The sequence below is a fragment of the Xenorhabdus sp. Sc-CR9 genome, from assembly GCF_963897815.1.
Taxonomy (GTDB): Bacteria; Pseudomonadota; Gammaproteobacteria; order Enterobacterales; family Enterobacteriaceae; genus Xenorhabdus.
Map to the genome: position 1 here is coordinate 15,328 of NZ_CAWQTY010000175.1, position 24,284 is coordinate 39,611.

20 protein-coding genes, 2 tRNA genes and 1 pseudogene are annotated in these 24,284 nt (G+C 45.2%); 5 read left to right on the plus strand and 18 right to left on the minus strand.

Annotation, left to right across the window (positions count from 1 at the left end):
- The first annotated feature begins 90 nt into the window (after window positions 1-90).
- The 3 genes from AACQ81_RS10370 to AACQ81_RS10380 are packed head-to-tail and all read left to right on the plus strand — an operon-like array spanning window position 91 to window position 2,961.
- The gene (locus AACQ81_RS10370; protein WP_237387237.1) at window positions 91-1,788 is read left to right on the plus strand and encodes a sensor histidine kinase; all 1,698 of its coding nucleotides are present in this window, start codon (window positions 91-93) and stop codon (window positions 1,786-1,788) included.
- 2 nt (window positions 1,789-1,790) lie between these two features.
- A complete protein-coding gene (gene btsR, locus AACQ81_RS10375) occupies window positions 1,791-2,510 on the plus strand; it encodes a two-component system response regulator BtsR (protein ID WP_237387238.1) in 720 nt (239 codons plus the stop codon).
- 58 nt (window positions 2,511-2,568) lie between these two features.
- Window positions 2,569-2,961: a hypothetical protein gene (locus AACQ81_RS10380; protein ID WP_237387239.1), complete on the plus strand. Its 393-nt coding sequence runs from the start codon at window positions 2,569-2,571 to the stop codon at window positions 2,959-2,961.
- Between the two features lie 143 nt (window positions 2,962-3,104).
- Here AACQ81_RS10380 and AACQ81_RS10385 read toward each other — a convergent pair whose 3' ends face one another.
- From AACQ81_RS10385 to rlmE, 16 genes are all read right to left on the minus strand, one after another.
- On the minus strand, window positions 3,105-5,072 hold the full coding sequence (locus AACQ81_RS10385) for a DEAD/DEAH family ATP-dependent RNA helicase (RefSeq protein ID WP_237387240.1): 1,968 nt from the start codon (window positions 5,070-5,072) through the stop codon (window positions 3,105-3,107).
- A gap of 170 nt (window positions 5,073-5,242) precedes the next feature.
- A complete protein-coding gene (nlpI, locus tag AACQ81_RS10390; RefSeq protein ID WP_237387241.1) occupies window positions 5,243-6,127 on the minus strand; it encodes a lipoprotein NlpI in 885 nt (294 codons plus the stop codon).
- 187 nt (window positions 6,128-6,314) lie between these two features.
- Window positions 6,315-8,450: a polyribonucleotide nucleotidyltransferase gene (gene pnp, locus AACQ81_RS10395; protein WP_237387242.1), complete on the minus strand. Its 2,136-nt coding sequence runs from the start codon at window positions 8,448-8,450 to the stop codon at window positions 6,315-6,317.
- Between the two features lie 234 nt (window positions 8,451-8,684).
- Complete coding sequence (gene rpsO / locus AACQ81_RS10400) at window positions 8,685-8,954, minus strand: 30S ribosomal protein S15 (protein WP_237387243.1); 270 nt, start codon at window positions 8,952-8,954, stop codon at window positions 8,685-8,687.
- Window positions 8,955-9,129: 175 nt separating this feature from the next.
- Window positions 9,130-10,083: a tRNA pseudouridine(55) synthase TruB gene (gene truB / locus AACQ81_RS10405; RefSeq protein WP_237387244.1), complete on the minus strand. Its 954-nt coding sequence runs from the start codon at window positions 10,081-10,083 to the stop codon at window positions 9,130-9,132.
- Window positions 10,083-10,493 (minus strand): 30S ribosome-binding factor RbfA, encoded by a 411-nt coding sequence (gene rbfA, locus AACQ81_RS10410; protein ID WP_092551904.1) that lies wholly within the window; start codon window positions 10,491-10,493, stop codon window positions 10,083-10,085. Before rbfA ends, truB begins: the two co-directional genes overlap by 1 nt.
- A 77-nt stretch (window positions 10,494-10,570) precedes the next feature.
- On the minus strand, window positions 10,571-13,342 hold the full coding sequence (gene infB, locus AACQ81_RS10415; RefSeq protein ID WP_237387245.1) for a translation initiation factor IF-2: 2,772 nt from the start codon (window positions 13,340-13,342) through the stop codon (window positions 10,571-10,573).
- Window positions 13,343-13,367: 25 nt separating this feature from the next.
- Window positions 13,368-14,876, minus strand: a complete 1,509-nt coding sequence (nusA, locus tag AACQ81_RS10420; RefSeq protein WP_237387246.1) for a transcription termination factor NusA — start codon at window positions 14,874-14,876, stop codon at window positions 13,368-13,370.
- A 21-nt stretch (window positions 14,877-14,897) separates the two neighbouring features.
- Window positions 14,898-15,350, minus strand: a complete 453-nt coding sequence (rimP, locus tag AACQ81_RS10425; RefSeq protein ID WP_237387247.1) for a ribosome maturation factor RimP — start codon at window positions 15,348-15,350, stop codon at window positions 14,898-14,900.
- 224 nt (window positions 15,351-15,574) lie between these two features.
- A tRNA-Met gene (locus AACQ81_RS10430) sits at window positions 15,575-15,651 on the minus strand.
- Between the two features lie 58 nt (window positions 15,652-15,709).
- Window positions 15,710-15,799: transfer RNA gene (locus AACQ81_RS10435), tRNA-Leu, on the minus strand.
- A gap of 87 nt (window positions 15,800-15,886) precedes the next feature.
- Complete coding sequence (gene secG, locus AACQ81_RS10440; RefSeq protein ID WP_237387248.1) at window positions 15,887-16,225, minus strand: preprotein translocase subunit SecG; 339 nt, start codon at window positions 16,223-16,225, stop codon at window positions 15,887-15,889.
- Between the two features lie 177 nt (window positions 16,226-16,402).
- Window positions 16,403-17,740, minus strand: a complete 1,338-nt coding sequence (gene glmM, locus AACQ81_RS10445; RefSeq protein WP_237387249.1) for a phosphoglucosamine mutase — start codon at window positions 17,738-17,740, stop codon at window positions 16,403-16,405.
- Between the two features lie 58 nt (window positions 17,741-17,798).
- Window positions 17,799-18,632, minus strand: a complete 834-nt coding sequence (gene folP, locus AACQ81_RS10450) for a dihydropteroate synthase (RefSeq protein ID WP_237387250.1) — start codon at window positions 18,630-18,632, stop codon at window positions 17,799-17,801.
- A gap of 117 nt (window positions 18,633-18,749) precedes the next feature.
- Window positions 18,750-20,663, minus strand: a complete 1,914-nt coding sequence (gene ftsH, locus AACQ81_RS10455) for an ATP-dependent zinc metalloprotease FtsH (protein WP_272903070.1) — start codon at window positions 20,661-20,663, stop codon at window positions 18,750-18,752.
- A 48-nt stretch (window positions 20,664-20,711) separates the two neighbouring features.
- The gene (gene rlmE, locus AACQ81_RS10460) at window positions 20,712-21,341 is read right to left on the minus strand and encodes a 23S rRNA (uridine(2552)-2'-O)-methyltransferase RlmE (protein ID WP_237387251.1); all 630 of its coding nucleotides are present in this window, start codon (window positions 21,339-21,341) and stop codon (window positions 20,712-20,714) included.
- 133 nt (window positions 21,342-21,474) lie between these two features.
- Between rlmE and yhbY the strand changes: the two genes are divergently transcribed.
- Entirely contained in the window at window positions 21,475-21,768 is a 294-nt protein-coding gene (gene yhbY, locus AACQ81_RS10465; protein WP_237387252.1) for a ribosome assembly RNA-binding protein YhbY, read from the plus strand.
- 113 nt (window positions 21,769-21,881) lie between these two features.
- On the opposite strand, the gene greA is transcribed toward yhbY, so the two are convergent.
- Window positions 21,882-22,358: a transcription elongation factor GreA gene (gene greA / locus AACQ81_RS10470; RefSeq protein WP_237387253.1), complete on the minus strand. Its 477-nt coding sequence runs from the start codon at window positions 22,356-22,358 to the stop codon at window positions 21,882-21,884.
- A gap of 274 nt (window positions 22,359-22,632) precedes the next feature.
- Here greA and dacB point away from each other — a divergent pair, with 274 nt between their 5' ends.
- Window positions 22,633-24,081 carry a serine-type D-Ala-D-Ala carboxypeptidase gene (gene dacB, locus AACQ81_RS10475; RefSeq protein WP_237387254.1) on the plus strand — a complete coding sequence of 483 codons (1,449 nt, stop codon included), beginning with the start codon at window positions 22,633-22,635 and terminating at the stop codon, window positions 24,079-24,081.
- A gap of 106 nt (window positions 24,082-24,187) precedes the next feature.
- Here the strand turns inward: dacB and AACQ81_RS10480 are convergent.
- Window positions 24,188-24,284, minus strand: a pseudogene (locus AACQ81_RS10480) (IS5/IS1182 family transposase); the annotation flags it as partial.

Sequence of the window (24,284 nt, forward strand, 5' to 3'; positions counted from 1 at the left end):
CTGCCAATGCCCTATTGACGGATTCAAATTCAACCTCTGATAATAACGTTTAAAATTTATTTATCGTTATTAATCACATCATGAAAAAATATGTACGAATTTAACCTCGTGTTGTTAGTGCTTCAGCAAATGTGTGTCTATCTGGTGATTGCCTGGCTGCTGAGCAAAACACCTCTCTTTATTCCCCTGCTGCAAGTTACCGTCCGTTTACCACATAAGATGATGTGTTACGTGATTTTTTCCGTCTTTTGTATTATGGGCACATACTTTGGACTGAATGTTAATGATTCCATTGCCAATACCCGCGCTATCGGGGCCGTATTGGGTGGTTTTCTCGGAGGGCCAACGGTAGGAGCAATGGTGGGATTCACGGGTGGATTACATCGCTATTCTCTCGGTGGAATGACCGCCTTCAGTTGTATGGTATCCACAATTGTGGAAGGGATATTGGGTGGCCTGGTACATATTTACCTGATGAAGCGAGGACAGATTAATAAGTTACTGAATCCGTGGACAGCTGCTATTGTCACTTTCTTCGCCGAATGTACCCAAATGGGCATTATTTTACTGCTTGCCAATCCTTTCAATGAGGCACTGAGTTTGGTGAAAAATATCGCCGCTCCGATGATCATCGCCAATAGTATCGGAGCCGCCATGTTTATCCGTATTCTATTGGACAGACGCGCCATTTTCGAAAAATATACCAGCGCCTTTTCTGCCCAAGCCCTAAAAATTACCGTCTGTACAGAAGGAATTTTACGCAAAGGCTTCAATCAAGATAACAGTATGCAAGTGGCAAAAGTTATCTATCAGGAGCTGGAAATTGGCGCTGTCGCCATCACTGATAGAGAAAAGTTACTTGCATTTATTGGTATTGGCTCTGATCATCATTTGCCCGGTACGCCGATTGCTTCCGAGCAATCACGCAGTGCAATTGAAAATAATGAAGTCGTGTATGCCGATGGTAATGAAACGCCCTATTGCTGTTCTCTAAATCCTGCTTGTAAGCTTGGTTCTGCTCTGGTAATCCCTCTGCGGGGAGAAAATCAGCAGGTGATTGGCACCATCAAACTTTACGAAGCTAAAAATCGTTTATTCAGTTCTATCAATCGTACATTGGGTGAAGGGATTGCCAGCTTGCTCTCTGCCCAGATCCTTGCCGGGCAATATGAAAGGAATAAACAGTCTTTGCTGCAATCAGAAGTGAAGCTGCTTCACGCGCAAGTGAATCCTCACTTTTTATTTAATGCCCTGAATACATTACAAGCTGTGATCCGTCGGGATAGCCAGCAAGCAGGTCAACTTGTGCAGTATCTTTCTACATTTTTCCGTAAGAATTTGAAGCGCCCCGAAGAAATTGCCACGTTGGAAAATGAAATGGAGCATGTGAATGCTTACTTACAAATAGAGAAAGCTCGCTTTCAGGAACGGCTTCAGATTGCCATAGAGATACCGGAATTCCTGCGCGATGCAAAATTACCCGCATTCTCCCTACAACCAATGGTAGAAAATGCAATTAAACATGGCACGTCGCAGTTACTTGATACAGGAAGAATTACGATTAGGGCCCATCAGGAAGATGATTTGCTATTGGTCGAGATTGAAGATAATGCAGGACTTTATAGCCCAAAACAGACAAGAGATGGACTTGGGATGAGTCTGGTAGATAAACGTCTCCAGCTTCGTTATGGTAAACAGTATGGCGTACGTGTTGATCACCAGACAGAAGAATTTACCCGTGTCATTTTATGTTTACCATTGGAAAAAGAGGCTAAAAAAGCGGCGTAAATATGAATGTATTAATTGTTGATGATGAACCATTGGCACGTGAGAATCTACGTTGTCTGCTGGAAAAGGAAACGGATATCCAAATCATCGGTGAATGTGCCAACGCAGTGGAAGCGATTGGTGCCATCCACCGTTTAAAACCCGATGTCGTCTTCCTTGATATTCAAATGCCCCGCATTACTGGGCTGGAGATGGTAGGAATGCTCGATCCTGAGCATCGTCCTTATATTGTTTTTTTGACTGCGTTTGATGAATATGCAGTGCAAGCCTTTGAAGAACATGCTTTCGATTATTTATTGAAGCCACTGGAAAAAGAGCGTTTGGGTAAAACATTGCAACGCCTGCGTTCTGGCTATCAAAAGCAAAATCTCACTGAACTGCAACGCGAAAATGAGCAACTGAAATATATTCCTTGTACAGGGCATAGCCGGATCTGGCTGATGCCATTGGATGATGTACTGTATGTAACTTCCCGGCTGAGTGGTGTTTATGTCATGAGTGCCAGCGGGCAGGAAGGTTTTACCGAACTGACTCTACGAACGCTGGAAACCCGAACTTCATTGACTCGCTATCATCGTCAGTATCTGGTCAATATGAGCCATTTGCGACAAATTGTTTTTGGGGAAAACGGACAAGCAGAATTAGTTCTGAGTAATGATAAACGCATTCCGGTTAGCCGTCGTTATTTGAAACCACTAAAAGAAGAATTGGGATTAAATTAACCATTGTTTAGGGCATAATCACCGAACCCTACAGGAAAATTAAACAAAGGAAATGTCCTTGGCTGATTTTTATCTCAAAATAAAAACGAACCGAATGATTCTGAAAAACCTCAATAATAAAAATGAACTGGAGATTGAAGGTAATTTCAGCACTCCACGTTTATTGATCGGTGAATTTTATGACGCAATATCTCAATTACAGTCTCTTCTCAATCAACATGGTGTCATGAAAGGAATAGCTCGTTTATTTGGACGCAAACATCGGGTGCTGGTTCATCCACTAGCCCAAAGCGAAGGTGGCCTGTGCTCTGTGGAAGAACGAATTTTGCAGGAAGTCGTTCAAGGCGGTTTCAGGGGCTATACAAGAAAAGTCATGATTCATCAAAGTGAACGCTTATTTTCAGATGTTGAAGCTAAAGCCGAATTGAATAAACGTATTTCAAAAAACTAGCCCAGACCTGATTCAAATCTTATCTTTTCGGTATTTTATTTTTCCAATATAGTCAAAGCCCTTTTTCCGTTAAGAAAAAGGGCTTTATTATCAAAACAATGCTTGAACTAATAAAATCAAGTCAATAAGACGTTGACGTATGTTTATACGTTACCATTGCTTTGTTGCTGACGGCGACGAGGCGCACCACCATTGAAATCATCGTTGCTGCGGCCACGGAAAGAACTTCTCTCGCCACCACCGCTACGACGTTCGTTGTTAAAACGACGACCGCCATTATTGCCATTGCCAGCATTATCACGATCACGACGTTGGCCATTGCCACCGTTACCGCCATTGCCGTTTCCACTACGACCACCACCACGACGCTCACGGCGTTCGAATGGTTGCGCATCCCCCATCAACTGCATATTCAGAGGCTTGTTCAGGATGCGAGTGCGGGTAAAGTGAGACAGTAATTCCCCTGGCATTCCTTTTGGCAGCTCAATCGTAGAGTGAGTAGCGAACAGTTTGATATTACCGATATAACGGCTGCTGATATCGCCTTCGTTTGCAATTGCGCCCACGATGTGACGAACTTCAACGCCATCATCACGACCCACTTCAATGCGGTACAGTTCCATATCACCCACGTCACGACGTTCACGACGAGGACGATCACCTCGGTCACCTTTATCGCCGCGGTCACCTCTGTCACCTCTGTCGCCGCGGTCACGCTCACCAAAGCTACTGCTATTGCGACGACGGTCATCACGGTCGTTGAATTCACGACGAGGACGACGAACTGGATCGGGTGGCAGAATAAGTGGGCGCTCACCTTGTGCCATTTTCAGCAGGGCTGAGGCTAATGTTTCCATATCCAGCTCTTCATTAGTACCCAGCTTAGATAACAGCGCACGATATTGATCCAAATCGCTGCTTTCCAGTTGCTGCTGAACGCTAGCTGCGAATTTCTCCAGACGACGCTGACTCAGAAGGTCTGCGTTTGGCAGTTCAACTTCTGGGATAGTCAGTTTCATAGTGCGTTCAATGTTACGCAGCAGACGACGTTCGCGGTTTTCAACAAACAACAGAGCACGACCCGCACGACCCGCACGGCCAGTACGACCGATACGGTGTACATAAGACTCAGCGTCCATTGGAATATCGTAGTTAACAACCAGACTGATACGCTCAACATCCAAGCCACGAGCAGCAACATCGGTCGCAATCAGAATGTCCAAGCGGCCGTCTTTCAAACGCTCAAGAGTCTGCTCACGCAGCGCCTGATTCATGTCACCATTCAGTGCCGCAGAGTTGTAACCATTGCGTTCCAACGCTTCTGCAACTTCCAGAGTTGCATTTTTGGTGCGCACAAAAATAATCGCAGCATCAAAATCTTCAGCTTCAAGGAAACGCACCAGTGCTTCATTTTTGCGCACACCGTAGACAGACCAATAGCTTTGGCTGATGTCAGGACGGTTTGTCACACTGCTCTGAATGCGAACTTCCTGAGGATCTTTCATGAAGCGACGGGTAATACGACGAATCGCTTCCGGCATAGTCGCAGAGAACAACGCAGTTTGATGCTCAGCAGGGATCTGGCTCATGATGTTTTCAACATCTTCGATAAAGCCCATACGCAACATTTCGTCGGCTTCATCCAGTACCAAACCTTTCAGGTTGGACAGGTCCAAAGTTCCACGTTTCAGATGGTCAAGCAGACGACCCGGCGTTCCTACCACAACTTGTGGTCCTTGGCGCAATGCGCGTAATTGAACGTCGTAACGTTGTCCACCATAGAGCGCAACTACATTCACATTGCGCATATGTTTGGAAAAATCTGAACATGCTTCAGCGACCTGTACCGCCAGTTCACGGGTTGGTGCCAACACAAGGATCTGTGGAGCTTTTAGATCCGCGTCAATGTTGTTCAGCAAAGGCAAGCTGAATGCCGCAGTTTTACCACTGCCAGTCTGTGCCATTCCCAGCACATCTCGACCGTTCAGTAGGTGAGGAATACATTGTTGTTGAATAGGAGAAGGCTTTTCATAGCCCATGTCTCCCAGTGCAGAAAGAATAGGTGCCGATAAACCTAAATCAGCAAAAGAGATTTCAGTCTCAGTGGTCATGTAATGGTGCCTCATTAATCGTGGCGGCCAGTCTACATAACACAGTGAAAAGAATTTCTGTCATTTTCATTTAAAATGTGAACTGGCTCAAATTATGTTATTAAACGAACAAACAAGTCCCCACCTCTCAAGATGTGGACTTTAAAATCTGTCGTGAAAATGTTCGTCAGCTATTGTTGGTTCGATTCCGATAAATCATCTTGTCTTTGGCCTAGTAGCGCCAATTCCAACAATGCGTAGCGGTGTTCAACAAAGTTATGGACATTGTTAGCTACCGTCAGCTTGAATAACGCAGCTGCGCTATTCTCATCCCCCAGACTTAGGTAATATTTACCTAAATAGAAGTCAGTTTCACTGAGATGCTCAGCGAGCGAAGTGTTATCCGCTGAATTCTGTTGCAAACGCTCCATCAATGTCTTCTCACTGATTTTGCCCAAATAGAATTCAACGATATTCCAGCCCCATAGCCCCCGGTTCGCTTTGTCAAAACAGTTCGACAAATTAGTCATTGCAACCTTAGGATCAATTTTCTCTTCCACAAGGTACAACCACAACGAACGGAAGGGATCATTTGGATCGTCTTGATAAAACGCCTGCAGATCATCCTGCGCCAATCGATAGCGGCCACCGTAATACAGTGCAATTCCGCGATTCATTCGCGCGTAGTTGTAAGTTGGATCAAGCTCTAAAACAGAATCAAACGCTTCATAGGCAGAATCAAAATTACCTGCCTGCGTAAAATAAATTCCTAGATAATTAAAAATTTCAGGAATATCAGGGCGGATAGACAAAGCAACTGAAAAATCATTCTGTGCCAGTGCCCTCAGCCCGAGGCTATCATACAGCACACCTCGTTCATATAAAAGCTGTGCATACTCATCTTCCGTAAGTGACCGGCTTGCAAGGATTTGTTCCATGCGAGCCAGAATAACCTCTTGTTGCAATGTTGGTTGTAATGGAATAGCAATAACTTCATTTTTACGCCACCCAGTACTGCTGCATCCCATAAGGAGAAAAATAGCTGCAACATAGCACCAGCGCAGAAAAGAATTCATTTTCCACTCCCGAAGTCAGACATTAATCAGAATGCCCTGTTACTCCACCCACATTGTATATTTCAGGCCTCCTGCCTAAAACTCTATTGTCCCAATATATTTCAAGTTGCAACATTATTTGCCACAACTTGAAATATATTGGGATAAACGGCGCCCTTTTTACAGTACGCCGCTCTTTACGTCAAATTTATTCTACTGATGATTCCGATGATTGTTGCGCTTCAGTAGTAGTTACTGCTTCTTTCATGCTGAGGCGAATACGACCTTGACGGTCAATTTCCAGCACTTTCACAGGAACTTCTTGCCCGATTTGCAGATAATCAGTGACTTTCTCTACACGTTTGTCCGCGATCTGAGAAATATGTACCAGGCCTTCTTTACCACCACCGATGGCAACAAATGCACCAAAATCAACAATACGAGTCACTTTACCAGAATAAATACGGCCAACTTCAACTTCAGCGGTGATCTCTTCGATGCGTCTGATAGCATGATGCGCTTTGTCACCATCAGTTGCCGCAATCTTCACGGTACCATCATCTTCAATTTCAATAGTGGTGCCAGTTTCTTCTGTTAATGCACGGATAACAGAACCGCCTTTACCAATTACATCTTTGATCTTGTCTGGATTGATCTTGATGGTATGAATACGTGGTGCAAACTCAGAGATGTCATTGCGTGGACCCTCGATTGCCTGCTCCATCACGTTCAGAATGTGCAAACGCGCACCTTTAGCCTGATTCAGAGCAACCTGCATGATCTCACGGGTAATACCTTCAATTTTGATGTCCATCTGCAATGCGCTGATACCATCACGGCTACCCGCAACTTTAAAGTCCATATCGCCCAGATGATCTTCATCACCCAGAATATCAGACAGAACAACAAAGTTTTCTCCTTCTTTCACCAGACCCATCGCGATGCCTGCAACAGCAGCCTTAATTGGCACACCTGCATCCATCAGTGCCAATGAAGCACCACAGACAGAAGCCATAGAAGAAGAACCGTTGGATTCAGTAATTTCAGACACTACGCGAACAGTATATGGGAATTCATTGGCACTTGGCATCACAGCCAATACGCCACGTTTCGCCAGACGACCGTGACCAATTTCACGACGTTTTGGTGAACCAACCATACCTGTTTCACCTACAGAATATGGAGGGAAGTTATAATGGAACAGGAAGCGGTCTGTGCGCTCACCCATCAGTTCATCAATAATTTGGGCATCACGCTCTGTACCCAGTGTCGCTGCAACCAGTGCCTGCGTTTCACCACGGGTGAACAGGGATGAACCATGAGTACGTGGCAACACGCCAGTACGAACATCCAGAGCACGAACCATGTCTTTTTCACGGCCGTCAATACGTGGCTCACCACGCAGGACACGACCACGAACAACGTTTTTCTCCAGAATAGCGAGTACGTCAAGAATTTCTGATTCTTCCAGTTCAACGCCTTTTTCCGCAGATTCAGCTAAGATGATTGCAGAAACGTCTTCTTTGATGGTATTAACCTGAGCGTAACGTTCTTGTTTCTCAGTAATGCGGTAGGCGTCACCCAGACGGCTCTCAGCCAACTCTACTACGCGCTCATGCAGAGGCTGGTTGGTAGGCTCTGGAGTCCAATCCCATTTTTCTTTACCAACTTCAGCGACCATTGCATTGATGTTATCAATAACAATCTGCTGCTGCTCATGACCAAATACAACTGCACCCAGCATTTGCTCTTCGGTCAGTAAATCCGCTTCGGATTCAACCATCAATACTGCGCTTTCTGTACCCGCAACAACCAGATCCAGACTACTGCTTTTCAATTCGTCGCTAGTTGGGTTCAATACATACTGACCATTGGTATAACCAACGCGCGCAGCACCAATTGGGCCATTGAATGGAATGCCAGACAGTGCCAGTGCAGCAGATGCACCAATCATTGCAACGATATCAGGGTTAACCTGTGGGTTAACGGAAACTACAGTCGCGATGATTTGGACTTCGTTCAGGAAACCTCCTGGAAACAGAGGACGCAGAGGGCGGTCAATCAGGCGGGCAACCAAAGTTTCACCTTCGCCCGGACGACCTTCACGACGGAAGAAACTTCCTGGGATACGACCAGCAGCATAAGTACGCTCCTGATAGTTGACAGTCAGGGGGAAGAAATCCTGCCCTGCTTTGACTTTTTTCTGGCCAACAACGGTAACGAATACCGCAGTGTCATCCATATTTACCATAACAGCTGCCGTCGCCTGACGAGCCATCATGCCGGTTTCGATAGTCACACTGTGCTGACCATACTGGAATTTACGAACAATCGGATTCAGCAAAATAATTTTCCTTTGTTAGTGTTGCCAAGCTTTAAGCTAGCAACAATGGATTGTCTCTTCTTGCTACACCCTCACGACTAATGACAGTGCTTACTCTTTTAAGGACTCTCATTAGCCGCGCGAGTCACTGCAGCGGAAGAGGTTCAAACTTTAGAAACGAATATGACGTCTCTTAATTCGGTTTCCTAGAAGAAAAGGGGCCCGATTAGGCCCCTTTTCTCTGAAACTCATCGATTAGCGACGCAGACCCAGACGCTCAATCAGCGCTGTATAGCGAGCCAAATCTTTACGCTTCAGGTAGTTCAGTAGCTTACGACGCTGTGCAACCTTTCTCAGCAGACCACGACGGCTGTGGTGATCTTTTTTGTGCTCGGAAAAGTGACCTTGCAGATGGTTGATATCTTTAGTCAGCAGTGCGATCTGAACTTCGCTGGAACCACTGTCGTTAGCGCCACGGCCAAATTCAGCGATAATTTGCGCTTTTGCAGCAGTACTTAGAGACATAGTATAACTCCAAATGTGTAATTTAAAATGACAAGTGCCGATCTCTAATTCAGCAACTCATATATAGACGCGGTATTCTACGCTGCAAATAGGTGAAGCGCAAGACAGCACAATCATTGCCATCCATTACTTTTACACAATTTACCTGCTTTAAATTCCTTGTCAGTTACGATCATTATTCAATTTCAGCTTCAGTTTCAACAACCAGACGGCGCGGGGCTACCAGCCCATCATCATCAATCACCGCAATGCCGATGAATTTATTTTCATCTCCTTCAGTGATACGCACCCAGTCACCCGAAGCCAAATTGTGTTTGCTTCGAACGGGCTGCCCCTGCTTGAAATAAGACGCAACCACAGATGCTAAATGGATCACCGGAAAATGGACAACTGCGGTATCCATTGGCAGCAGCAATGGATCAAGCAATTTTCCAGCTTCAATTTCTTGATCTTCAGCTTGTTGTTTCAACTCATATAACTGTTCCAGCGTTACCATTCTCTGATTAGGGTAATTAGCAACCTGCAAACGACGCAGATAAATCACATGAGCGCCACAGCCCAAAAGTTCACCTAAATCATCAGTGATGGTACGGATGTATGTTCCTTTGGAACAGTGTATTTCTAATTCCAACTCATTCTCTTCCCAGCGAATGAATTGCAATTCATAAACAGTAATAGGACGCGCTTCCCGTTCAACTTCAATTCCCTGACGGGCGTATTCGTACAGCGGTTTTCCCTGATGCTTCAATGCAGAATACATGGAAGGAACCTGCATGGTATCACCGCGGAACGTATCCAATGCAGCATCAAGCTGAGATTGGGTGATATGCACTGCACGCTCACTAATGATGGTGCCATGTGAATCCGAAGTATCCGTACGCTGCCCCAGGCGGGCAACTACACGATAGCGTTTGTCAGAATCCAGCAAGAATTGGGAAAATTTGGTCGCTTCGCCAAGGCAAATCGGCAGCATACCTGTTGCCAGCGGATCCAGTGCACCAGTGTGCCCTGCCTTGCTGGCATTGAAAATCCGCCTTACTTTCTGTAACGCATCATTGGAGGAAATATCCTGTGGCTTATCCAGCAACAGTACACCGTGTATTGCACGGCCTCTACGACGGCGGCCCATCACTTTTCCTCGTTGTGATCCGTAGATGCACGACGTTGTTCATCATTTTTCACAACGTTGCTGACCAAGTTCGACATGCGCATCCCTTCCACCAGAGAACTGTCATAAGAAAAAGTCAATTCAGGGATGACCCGCAGGCGCATTGCCTTACCCAGCAAAGAACGAATAAAACCAGAAGCTTCGTTCAACGCTTTGATACCCTCTTTGACTCGATCTGAATCATGTCCATCTACCAATACATTCAGAAAGGTCACAAATACTTTGGCATAAGCCAGATCACGGGAAACTTCAACACCAGAAACGGTTGCCATTCCGATACGGGGATCTTTGACTTCGCGCTGTAAAATGATGGCAATCTCTTTTTGCATTTCCTGTGCAACGCGCTGAGTACGACTGAATTCTCTTGCCATGGTTATATCTCCTGACATTTTGGGGGGCATTAAGCCCCCCAAGAATGGAATGAATCTATTGGGTATAGATAACGGTATTAATCGATGGAGCGTTTTACTTCAATCACTTCAAAGACTTCAATCATGTCACCAACGCGGACATCATTGTAGTTCTTCACACCAATACCACATTCCATACCATTACGGACTTCGTTAACGTCATCCTTAAAGCGACGCAGGGATTCCAACTCACCTTCGTAAATCACCACGTTGTCACGCAGGACACGGATCGGGTTATTACGTTTGATGATACCTTCGGTCACCATACAACCAGCGATTGCACCAAATTTCGGTGACTTAAATACGTCACGAACTTCGGCAAGACCCATGATCTGCTGTTTGAATTCTGGAGCCAGCATACCGCTCATCGCCTGTTTGATTTCATCAATCAAACTATAGATAACGGAGTAATAACGCAGATCCAAGCTTTCATTTTCAATAATACGACGTGCAGAAGCATCAGCACGAACGTTGAAGCCCAGAATAATTGCATTAGAAGCTGCTGCCAGTGTTGCATCAGTTTCAGTAATGCCGCCCACGCCAGAACCGATGATTTTCACTTTCACTTCATCAGTAGACAGTTTCAGCAATGAGTCACAAATTGCTTCGCATGTACCCTGAACATCAGTTTTCAGAACGATATTCAGTTCAGATGCCTTACCTTCTTCCATGTTAGCAAACATGTTTTCCAGCTTGGATTTCTGCTGACGAGCCAATTTCACTTCACGGAATTTACCCTGACGGTACAGAGCCACTTCACGTGCTTTTTTCTCGTCACGAACAACAGTCGCTTCATCACCCGCAGATGGAACATTGGACAATCCCAAGATTTCCACTGGCATAGATGGGCCAGCAGATGTTACTTCACGACCAAGTTCGTTACGCATCGCGCGGATACGGCCATATTCGAAGCCGCACAAGACGATGTCACCCTTGTTCAGGGTACCAGACTGAACCAGAATGGTCGCAACTGGGCCACGGCCTTTATCCAAGAAGGATTCGATAACCACACCATTTGCCATACCGGTACGTACGGCTTGCAGTTCAAGAACCTCAGCCTGAAGCAGAATTGCTTCCAGCAGCTCATCAATGCCAATACCTGCCTTAGCAGAAACGTTGATGAACTGAGTTTCACCGCCCCATTCTTCAGAAATGATGCCGTACTGTGAAAGTTCATTCTTAACGCGATCAGGATCTGCCTCTGGCTTATCAATTTTGTTCACTGCAACAACAACAGGAACGCTGGCCGCTTTAGCATGCTGGATAGCTTCTATAGTCTGAGGCATCACGCCGTCATCCGCAGCCACCACCAGAACTACGATATCCGTTGCTTTCGCACCACGAGCACGCATAGAAGTAAAAGCAGCATGACCTGGAGTGTCCAGGAAGGTGATCATGCCTTTTTCAGTTTTCACATGATACGCACCAATGTGCTGGGTAATGCCACCCGCTTCTCCGGAAGCCACTTTAGTGGAACGGATATAATCCAGCAGGGAGGTTTTACCGTGGTCAACGTGACCCATGATGGTGACAACTGGCGCACGGGATTCTGCCTGTGTCTCGCCAGTATCACGATCACTCATCAGCGCTTCTTCCAGCTCGTTTTCACGGCGCAAAATAACCTTATGCCCCATTTCTTCGGCAACTACTTGCGCAGTCTCCTGATCAATGACTTGGTTGATGGTCACCATGGCACCCATCTTCATCATCGTTTTAATGACTTGGGAACCTTTAACCGCCATTTTGTTAGCCAGTTCAGCGACAGTGATTGTCTCACCAATCACTACATCACGGTTAACGGCTGCAACAGGTTTGGTGAAGCTTTGCTGTAAGGTACTCGGCTTACGCTGTTTGCCCTTATTACGGCCTACTGCGCGGGCTTCTTCGCGATCAGCTTTCGATTCAGAATGCTTATTATTTTTCTTCTGGCGGGCAGCTTTGCCACCACGAGTGCGGGAACGGCGATCGCCTTCAACTTTGGCGTCATTTTCATCTTCCGCGTCACGGGCGTAACGGGAAGTTGTTACATGGTAGTCGCTGCTGTCACTAGCTTCAGAGTCATTAGACCATTTGTCTTTATTTTCTTCTGCCATTCGACGTGCTTCTTCTGCAACACGTTTAGCTTCCTCTTCAACCTTACGGCGCACTTCTTCTTCAGCTTTGCGTTTTAAATCCGCTGCTTCAGCTTCACGACGCGCTTTTTCATTTTGCGCGGCAGATTCAGTCTGAACTGATTTTTGTTTATTTTCGGTATGTTGCTTAGTCACTTTTTCATTTTCCGCCGCCTCACGCTGAGGCAATTCAGCCTCTTCACGCTTGGCTTTTTCTTCTGCTTCACGTTGAGCGCTCTCTTTTGCTTCACGCTTCGCCTTTTCTTCTGCTTCACGTTTAGCTTGCTCTTCTGCGAATTCTTTCGCTTCAGCTTCAAGCCGCGCCTTCTCTTCTACCTCGCGCCGAGCTTGCTCTTCCGCTTCACGCTTCGCCTGTTCTTCCGCTGTAGCTTGTTCAACTGCATCGCGGTTTACATATGTGCGTTTTTTGCGGACTTCAATCGCTACCGATTTACTTTTGCCACCGGTGCCAGGAACGTTCAGTGTACTACGCGTTTTACGCTGTAGTGTTAATTTACCTGGCTGGCCGCCAGAACCACCTTGTTCGCGGTTCAAATGGGCCAGCAAAGATTCTTTTTCTTTCTGGGAAACAGAGTCAGTTGCGGTTTTCTGAATGCCAGCGTCAGAAAATTGCTGGATTAGACGCTCTACCGATGTCTGGATCTCTTCTGCCAGTAGTTTTACGGTTACCTCTGTCATTCTGTTCCTTCCTGCTACAGTTTATTTATGCATCATCGCCAAACCAACAGATATTACGGGCTGCCATAATGAGTTCTCCTGCTTTCTCATCATTCAGTCCTTCGATATCAAATAAGTCGTCGATACCCTGCTCGGCAAGATCTTCCAGAGTACAGATGCCACGGACAGCCAGGTTAAACGCCAAAGTACGATCCATGCCAGACAGATTCAATAAATCTTCGGCAGGTTGCTGATCACCAAGACTCTCTTTCTGAGCCAGTTCCAGCGTTGTCAAGGCCGCTTTTGCACGTTCACGAAGAACTTCAACGGTTTCTTCATCAAGACCTTCTACTGCCAGAAGTTCATTGATTGGTACGTAAGCCAATTCTTCCAGTGTAGAGAAACCTTCCTCGACCAATACGGTGGCGAAATCTTCATCAATGTCGAGATGCTTAGTAAATGTATCAATAGAAGCATGAGCTTCTGCCTGATGCTTCGCTTGTAGCTCTTCCGCAGTCATGACATTCAGTTCCCACTTGTCATCACCACGATGCTTTTTCAACAGCTGAGCTGCCAGACGAACGTTTTGACCATTACGGCCGATCGCCTGAGCCAGATTGCTGTTTTCGACGGCAACATCCATTGTACAGTTGTCTTCATCAACAACAATAGATGCAACATCTGCCGGAGCCATTGCATTAATGACGAACTGTGCAGGGTTATCGTCCCACAACACAATGTCAATTCTTTCACCGCCCAGCTCGCTGGAAACGGCTTGTACCCTTGCACCACGCATACCTACGCAGGCACCAACTGGGTCAATGCGCTTGTCGTTGGTTTTTACTGCAATCTTCGCACGGGAACCCGGATCACGGGCAGCAGCTTTGATCTCAATGATCTCTTCACCAATTTCAGGTACTTCGATGCGGAACAGTTCAACCAACATCTCTGGACGAGAACGAGTGATGAAAAGCTGTGCACCGCGTGCTTCTGGACGAACATCATACAGAACACCGCGCACACGGTCACCCGGACGGAAATTTTCCCGTGGTAACATGTCTTCACGTAAAATAACCGCTTCAGCATTATTACCCAAATCTAGGGTAATGTTTTCGCGATTCACTTTTTTGACCTGAGCAGTCACGATTTCACCTTGCTGCTCACGGAATTGATCAACTACCATCGCACGTTCAGCTTCACGTACTTTCTGTACGATAACCTGTTTTGCCGTCTGAGTTGTGATACGATCAAAAGTTACTGATTCAATTTGATCTTCAATATAACCACCCAGATCAATTTCTGGGTCTTCATATTTTGCAGCGTCCAGCGTAATTTCACGAGTCGGCAGAGTGACTTCTTCAACAACTAACCAACGGCGGAAGGTATCGAAATCGCCAGATTTACGATCGATACAAACGCGAACATCAATTTCCTGCTCATACTTTTTCTTGGTGGCTGTCGCCAGTGCAATCTCTAATGCTTCGAAGATTTTTTCACGAGGGAGAGATTTTTCATTAGAAACCGCTTCCACAACAGCCAGAATTTCTTTATTCATCCTAGTTGCCTCATCCGAACGTTAAAAGTGGGGTACCAGGTTCGCTTTCTGGATGTTGCTCAGTGCGAACACTTCGTCTTTTCCATCCACCGTAACCGTTATCATTTCACCATCAACAGCCTTAATGATACCTTGCCATCTGCGGCGGTTCTGCATTGCCATGCGTAAAACCAAATTGACTTCTTCCCCTAAGAAACGCTGATAATGCTCAGCCTTAAATAGCGGACGCTCAAGCCCCGGCGAAGATATTTCCAGGTTATAAAGCACAGAGATCGGATCTTCAACATCAAGCACTGCACTGACCTGGTGGCTAACATCAGCACAATTATCAACAGTGATACCCTCTTCACTATCAATATAGACCCGCAGCGTTGATACTCGTGCGCGAATAAACTCCAGGCCCACTAATTCAAAACCCAAAGCTTCAACTGGTGCTAAAATCATCTCTGTTAATTTTTGCTCTAATGTGGACAAGCCCACCCCCAAGACATAAAAAAAGGGCTATATTAGCCCAGTAGTTCTGCTGTCAAATAACAAAAAACCCCGATACTCGGGGCTTTATGCAACTGGACCCTATTTACTGTCAACGGTCTCAACCAACTTCTTTTCATATCTTTCAAAGCAACCTTGCAAATTAGGATCGATATCTTAACGGCTGCTGAATGACTACTCTGGAAAAGATATATATTGTTAAGAAGTGGTTGCGGGAGCCGGATTTGAACCGACGACCTTCGGGTTATGAGCCCGACGAGCTACCATGCTGCTCCATCCCGCGTTCGAAAACGTGGCAAATCTTACGCTGATAATACTAAAAACGCAAGTTTCTAGATTAATGGTGCCGAGGACGGGACTTGAACCCGTACGCCCGTTGTTTAGGCACTACCACCTCAAGGTAGCGTGTATACCAATTTCACCACCTCGGCACTGATTTTTTATAGAACTGTTATTTTAATAGTTCTTTATACTAACTATTTAAATCAACAATCCTACTTCAATTCTGTTACTGAAATTTACTGAGGGATCTCACTATTTGACTTTACTGGCGCTGCCGGAATATCCGCTTGTTTCTCAACTTTCGTTGGTTCAGCCAAGTTATCCCATTTGCTGCTGGAGCCAGTTTTGTTGCTGGTCATGTTACCAAGAATCAAGCTGATAACAATAAACGACGTCGCCAGAATAGCTGTCATACGGGTCATAAAGTTACCAGAACCCGATGAACCAAACAGTGTATTAGATGCACCCGCACCGAAAGAAGCACCCATATCAGCACCTTTCCCCTGCTGTAGCAGAACCAGAGCAATTAGCCCGAGACCAACCAGCAAGAATATACCTAAAAGAGCTTCATACATATGTTGTACCCGTTTCCTCGTGGGATTTACCACAATTTCGTCGCGACCTTACAGTGCATCACCCGCTCAGAATTAGAAAAATTAACTTATTGAGCGGGTGTGAATACTAACCAAAGCCTTTCAGACAAGCAAGATTAATTTCAAATACTGATACTGATCGAAGAAAAAACCAACAAATTACCCCATTTTTTTCACGGCATCAGCAATACGATGCGCCAATGTTGTGACCTGTTCTTCATCTTCACCTTCTACCATTACCCGGATCAGTGGCTCTGTGCCTGATTTACGCAGCAGAACACGACCGCGACCATTCAATTCAATTTCTACTGATTTAACGGCTTCAAGTACAGACTCTGATTGCAGAGGATCGGTATTACCTGCAAAACGAACATTAACCAAAATTTGAGGTAACAGCTTCATTCCACTACACAGATCATGCAGGCTCATATTGTTGCGCACCATTGCACTCAGGACTTGCAATCCAGCAACAATACCATCACCGGTCGTGGTTTTATCCAATAAAATCACATGTCCTGAATTTTCTGCCCCTAAGCGCCAGCCTTTTTCCTGCAACTTCTCCAATACATAGCGATCACCGACTTTTGCACGTTCAAACGGGATGCCAAGCTGCTTCAGTGCCAGTTCCAGACCCATATTACTCATCAACGTACCCACAGCTCCACCACGCAACTGTCCGTGTCTCAGTGCTTCACGCGCAATGATATAAAGGATTTGATCACCATCAACTTTGTGACCCAGATGATCAACCATAATGATACGGTCGCCGTCACCATCAAATGCCAGACCAACATTTGCCTGTTCTTCCAGTACGCGCTTCTGCAATAGACGAACGTCTGTTGCACCACACTCTTCGTTGATATTAATACCATTCGGCTCACAACCAATGGTAATAACTTCTGCGCCCAGCTCTCTGAGAACATTCGGAGCGATATGGTAAGTAGCGCCATTGGCACAATCCAGTACAATTTTTAATCCATTTAAGCTTTGTTCACTGGGGAATGTACCTTTGCAAAATTCAATGTAGCGGCCCGCCGCATCAACAATTCGATTTGCTCGACCCAATTCGGCAGATTCCACACAGGTCAGCGGCTTCTCCATTTCTGCTTCAATAGCTTCTTCAACATCATCAGGCAATTTAGTGCCATCAATGGAGAAGAATTTAATGCCATTATCGTAGTAAGGATTGTGAGAGGCTGAGATGACAATGCCAGCCTCTGCGCGGAAAGTACGTGTCAGATAGGCCACAGCAGGCGTCGGCATTGGGCCAGTAAAGGATGCGGATAATCCTGCGGCTGCCAATCCGGCTTCGAGTGCAGATTCCAGCATATAACCAGAGATTCGGGTATCTTTACCAATGATAATTTTTCGAGAACCATGACGAGCCAGTACTTTTCCCGCAGCCCAGCCCAATTTCAATACAAAGTCAGGAGTAATTGGGGTATTACCTACTCTGCCACGGATACCATCAGTACCAAAATATTTACGGTTACTCATAAATTTCTTTTCCTTTGCTGAACATATTCTTTGCTTACAGCGTATTTCTTTTCGGATATCAGTTGATTGTAGATAGCGTTGCCTGAACAATTTTCATTGCCTGAACGGTTTCTTCTACATCATGCACACGGATAATCTGAGCACCCTTCATGGCCGCTATCACAGCACAAGCAACACTTCCTGTTACACGTTCTTCCGGAGATACATGAAGTAATTGGCCAATCATGGACTTACGTGACATACCCGCCAAAATCGGCAAGCCTAAATGATGGAGTTCCTGCAAATGAGCCAATAACTGATAATTATGCGATAAGTTCTTACCAAAACCGAAACCAGGATCAAGGATCAGGTTATTTTTTGCGATGCCTGCCGCAACACAAAGCTCAATTTGCCGTCTCAGGAATGATTTCACTTCTGATACGACATCTTCATAATGAGGCTCTGTTTGCATTGTACGAGGTTGTCCCTGCATGTGCATCAAACACACAGGCAACCCAGTTTGTACTGCTGCATCAAGTGCCCCTGGCTCCTGCAAGGCCCGAATGTCGTTGATAATATGGACTCCGGCTCTTGCTGATTCTCGCATTACTACAGCTTTTGAGGTATCCACAGAGATCCAAACATCAAAACGCTCAGTTAAAGCCTCAATCACGGGAATAACGCGATCCAACTCTTCCTGTTCACTTACCTCATCCGCGCCAGGACGTGTCGACTCTCCTCCCACATCAATAATAGTTGCACCTTCCTCGATCATCTTCGCGGCATGTTCCAATGCCATATCAAAAGTATCATGTGTTCCACCATCAGAGAAAGAATCGGGAGTAACATTCAGAATTCCCATTACTTGTGGGCAGGAAAGGTCGAGGACACAGCCTCTGGCTGTCAGTTTCATCGCTAGGGAGCCTTAATGTCAAAACCCCAGGTTCACCTGGGGTTTAAGAAGTACAATCGACCAAATCCAAGGGCAATAATTCGTCATTACCTTTGGCTTGATAAACTCTTAACCACGTTATGCGGTAGGATTATCATCTGCAGGTTTCGCTGTTTGTTGTGGAGATGATGGAGTATGGCGGTTATTGCTACCATTTTTATCACCTTCCCAACCTGCTGGTGGACGTACGTTTGTTCGATTCATCAGGTCATCAATCTGAGGTGCATCGATAGTTTCATATTTCATCAACGCATCTTTCATAGAATGAAGAATATCCAGATTATCCATCAGAATCTGACGTGCACGTATATAATTACGATCAACGATAGCTTTCACTTCCTGATCAATTAAACGCGCGGTGTCTTCAGACATATGTTTCGCTTTAGCAACGGAACGACCGAGGAAAACTTCACCTTCTTCTTCCGCATACAGCAATGGTCCCAGTTTTTCTGAGAAGCCCCACTGTGTCACCATGTTGCGTGCAATAGATGTTGCCACCTTAATATCATTGGACGCACCTGTAGAAACACTGTCTACACCATAGATAATTTCTTCAGCTAAGCGTCCACCGTACAAAGTTGAAACCTGGCTTTCCAATTTCTGACGACTTGCACTGATCTGATCACCTTCTGGCAAGAAGAAAGTTACACCCAACGCACGACCGCGAGGAATAATAGTAACTTTATGAACAGGATCGTGTTCTGGCACCAGACGACCAATAATGGCATGCCCAGCTTCATGATACGCGGTGGCTTCTTTCTGTTCCTCCGTCATAACCATTGAACGACGTTCCGCACCCATCATGATCTTATCTTTGGCTTTTTCAAACTCAACCATAGAGACAACACGCTTGTTACCACGAGCTGCAAACAAAGCAGCTTCATTCACAAGGTTTGCCAAATCAGCACCAGAGAAACCAGGTGTACCACGGGCGATGATAGATGCATCAATGTCCGTATCCAGCGGAATACGGCGCATATGGACTTTCAGTATTTGCTCACGACCACGAACGTCAGGCAAACCAACCACAACTTGACGGTCAAAACGGCCAGGACGTAGCAATGCAGGGTCCAAAACATCAGGCCGGTTAGTTGCTGCGATAACGATAATACCTTCGTTACCTTCAAAGCCATCCATTTCAACCAACATCTGGTTCAGTGTTTGTTCACGTTCATCGTGCCCACCACCCAGACCGGCACCACGCTGGCGACCTACCGCATCTATTTCGTCAATAAAGATGATACAAGGAGCTGCTTTTTTCGCCTGTTCAAACATGTCACGAACACGGGAAGCACCCACACCAACAAACATTTCAACGAAGTCAGAACCAGAAATAGTGAAGAAAGGCACTTTCGCTTCACCAGCGATGGCTTTCGCCAGCAGCGTTTTACCTGTACCTGGAGGACCAACCATCAAGATACCTTTCGGGATCTTACCGCCCAGTTTTTGGAAACGGCCTGGCTCACGCAGATACTCAACCAATTCACCGACTTCTTCTTTTGCTTCGTCACAACCAGCAACATCAGCAAAAGTGGTTTTGATCTGATCTTCTGTCAACATACGGGCTTTGCTTTTGCCAAAAGACATCGCCCCTTTACCGCCACCACCTTGCATTTGGCGCATAAAGAAGATCCAGACACCAATCAGCAGTAGCATTGGGAACCATGAAATAAAGAGGGTCGCCAACAGGCCTTGTTGTTCTGGTGGTTCACCGACAACTTTTACCTGTTTATTGAGTAGGGTATCCAGCAGCTTCTCATCCTGAATTGGCATATAAGTGCTGTATTTTCCACCGTTGTCTTTCTTAGTGAAATCAATGTCACGACCCGAAATACGTACTTCGCTTACTTGATTCTGTGATATCTCATTGATGAAGTTAGAGTAATCCACCCTACGACCGCTAGAATCGCTGGGACCAAAACTCTGAAACAATAACATCAAGACAACTGCGATGACTAACCAGAGAATCAGGTTTTTCGCCATGTCACTCAAGGGATTAACCTCATATTACAACTGTGTTAACAAATAGTAGTCAGGGTACTATACTTTCCGCCCTGTCGCTACAATGTATACTTCACGTGATCGTGCCCGCGAAGCTTCTGGCTTACGAATTTTTATCTTCGTAAAAAGGGAGCGTATTTCCCTCAGGTATTCATCAAAGCCCTCTCCCTGAAACACTTTGACAATAAAACTACCCCCAGGGGCCAGCACATCACGACACATATCCAATGCTAACTCAATCAGATACATGGATCGGGGAATATCGACCGCGGGGGTTCCACTCATATTGGGAGCCATATCCGACATGACGACCTGGACTTTATTATCACCAACTCTCTCAAGCAATGTTTTCAATACAAGTTCATCACGAAAATCTCCTTGAAGGAAATCGACCCCAACTATCGGATCCATCGGTAAAAGATCGCAAGCAATAATCCGCCCGCTATTACCAATCTGACTAACTACATATTGAGACCACCCTCCCGGGGCAGCGCCTAAATCAACAACGGTCATGCCCGGTTTAAAGATTTTGTCGCTTTGCTGTATCTCATCAAGTTTAAACCAAGCGCGAGAGCGAAGCCCCTTTTTCTGCGCCTGAAGAACATATTTATCACTAAAATGTTCCTGTAACCAGCGACTTGAGCTTGCTGAACGTTTTTTATTGGCCATTGTTCTTTCCAACTATACTAATAGAGAGCCTTATTTTTTGCGCTCTCTTATCAAACCACACCACACTTTTATGGTGATAGATATCAGATGGCGGTAGAATATGTCGTTTTCAATCCCAACTAAGCAAAAAACAATGACTCTTAACAAGAAACAAGTTCAATACCTGAAAAGCCTTGCTCATTCATTAAAGCCTGTCGTTATGATTGGCAACAACGGACTGACTGAAGGCGTATTGGCTGAAATCGAACAAACTCTTTCGCATCACGAGCTTATCAAAGTCAAAGTTGCAGGCGAAGACCGTGAAATCAAAACTTTGATCGCTGAAGCGATTGTTCGTGAAACTGGTGCATATAATGTGCAAATCATTGGAAAAATATTAGTTCTCTACCGCCCATCAAAAGAGCGCAAGATTAGTCTACCTAAATAATCACGGCATATTTATATAAAAGTGCCATATGTATCTACCATGAGAGAAAAAAGGCCAGATCTGGCCTTTTTTCTCTATCAGCATCTTATATCTTAGCCAATCCATGGTATTTATCAGAGATAATCCACGTTCAAAACTTCGTATTCAACTTGGCCGCCTGGCGTAGTGATCACAACAACATCATCCACTTCTTTACCAATCAGGCCACGGGCAATCGGTGAATTCACAGAAAGAAGATTTTCTTTGATATTCGCCTCATCATCACCCACTATACGATAGGTTTGCTCTTCATCAGAGTCCACATTCAATACCGTTACCGTTGCCCCAAAAATCACACGACCGTTATTGGTTATCTTCGTAACATCAATCACTTGTGCATTAGAAAGTTTGGCCTCAATTTCCTGAATACGGCCTTCACAGAAGCCCTGCTGCTCACGAGCGGCATGATATTCTGCATTCTCTTTCAAATCACCGTGCTCACGCGCATCAGCGATTGCGGCAATAATTTGAGGGCGACGTACATTTTTCAAATATTCTAATTCTTCGCGCAATTTATCCGCGCCACGTACCGTCATCGGAATTTGTTTCATTTATCAAACCTCTAAATCAATCCTAAGCCCAAACAACATCTTCCTGATTTTTGCAAATAACAGCACAATGAGCACACCCTATCAGGCGGGCCTCCAGAAAATAAAAGGAATGTAAAACCAGCATAATCTGGAATTCACATACATATTTTACCTGCTAATCTATCATTCTAACGTAGAGTTGATGATGGATCATCGTTTACTTTTCTCTGAATTGCACCTTAGTATTATTAATATAAACCTTGTTGAAACAAACCTACCTTCATATGCGAGATCTATGGCTCTTTTAAAAATTACCAGCAGAATAGCTTGTATACTCAGTCTAAGCCTGAGTATTTTCAGTGCAAATGCCTCTGCAATTGAGGAAGGCACCCAATATTTGCCTGCGGGAACTCATTTTTCATTTATCGCCCAAAAAGTCGGCTCAAAAACCCCTTTAATTGATTATCACGGACAACAACTGGCATTACCTGCCAGTACACAGAAAATTGTAACGGCATTAGCCGCCTTACTGCAGCTTGGTAAGGATTACCGTTTTGTAACAACACTGGAAAGTGATGCTAATATCTCAGATGGCATATTAAAAGGTAATCTGACAGCGCGTTTTGTCGGTAACCCGATGCTAACGCGTTCACAATTGCGTAGTATGGTTGAAGCATTAAAACAGTCTGGCATAAAACAGATCGATGGTGATCTCATCATAGATATTTCTATTTTCGCCAGCCACGATAAAGCTCCAGGATGGGTATGGAATGACATGACTCAATGTTTCAGTTCCCCTCCGGCCGCTGCAATCATAGATAAAAACTGCTTTTCGGTTTCACTTTACAGCTCAGGGCAATCCGGCGAACTGGCATCTGTTCAGGTTCCCTCTTTTTACCCTGTCAGTGTACTGAGTGAAGTAAAAACATTACCCAAAGGCTCACCAGAAGCAAAATACTGTGAACTTGATGTCACGGCAGGTGAATTGAATCGATATATCTTAACGGGGTGCCTGACTAAGCGTGATGAGCCGCTACCACTGGCTTTTGCCATCCAAAATGGAGCTAGTTATGCGGGCAAGCTACTGAAAAATGAGTTGAATATTGCAGGCATTGAATTAAAAGGTTATATGCGGCGCCAATCGACCCCTCAGCACCCAGAAAAAATCCTCGCCCTGAATCAATCAGCACCGCTGCATGATATGCTAAAAATTATGTTGAAAAAGTCAGATAACATGATTGCAGATACAATCTTTCGTACTCTGGGCCATCGGTATTTTAATGTTCCCGGAACATGGCATGCAGGTTCTGATGCGGTTCGTCAGATTTTGAAACAAAAAACAGGCATTAATTTAGGTAATACCGTCATGGCAGATGGTTCCGGCCTTTCGCGCCACAATTTGATCTCACCCGCAACCATGATGGAAATATTACAGTTTATTGCCCTGCACGATAATGAATTAGACTTTATCTCAATGCTACCTAAAGCGGGATATGATGGTACTCTGGCTTATCGTCCCGGACTGCATGAAGCAGGTGTTGATGGTAAGGTATTTGCCAAAACGGGATCATTACAAGGGGTTTATAATCTGGCAGGTTTTTTAACTGCTGCCAGCGGACAGCAAATCGCTTTCATCCAATTTATCTCTTCGTATTCAGTTTCTCCTGAAGATCAACGAACCCGCCGTGTTCCCTTGGCGCGTTTCGAAAATTACTTATATAAATCGCTATATAAGAATCATTAATTAAAAACGATTTAACGAAAAAAAAGGCGCTAAAAAATAGCGCCTCTTTATCATGTTGGATTTCTTATATACCGACTAGAGCGTGTTGACCTTTGTTGTACATGTTTCAATCGACCCACATAGGGAGCCACATGATTGAAAATGCCAAAGCAACGAGACTTTCATAATTTCTTGCTAATTTGTCATACCGAGTAGCTACTGCT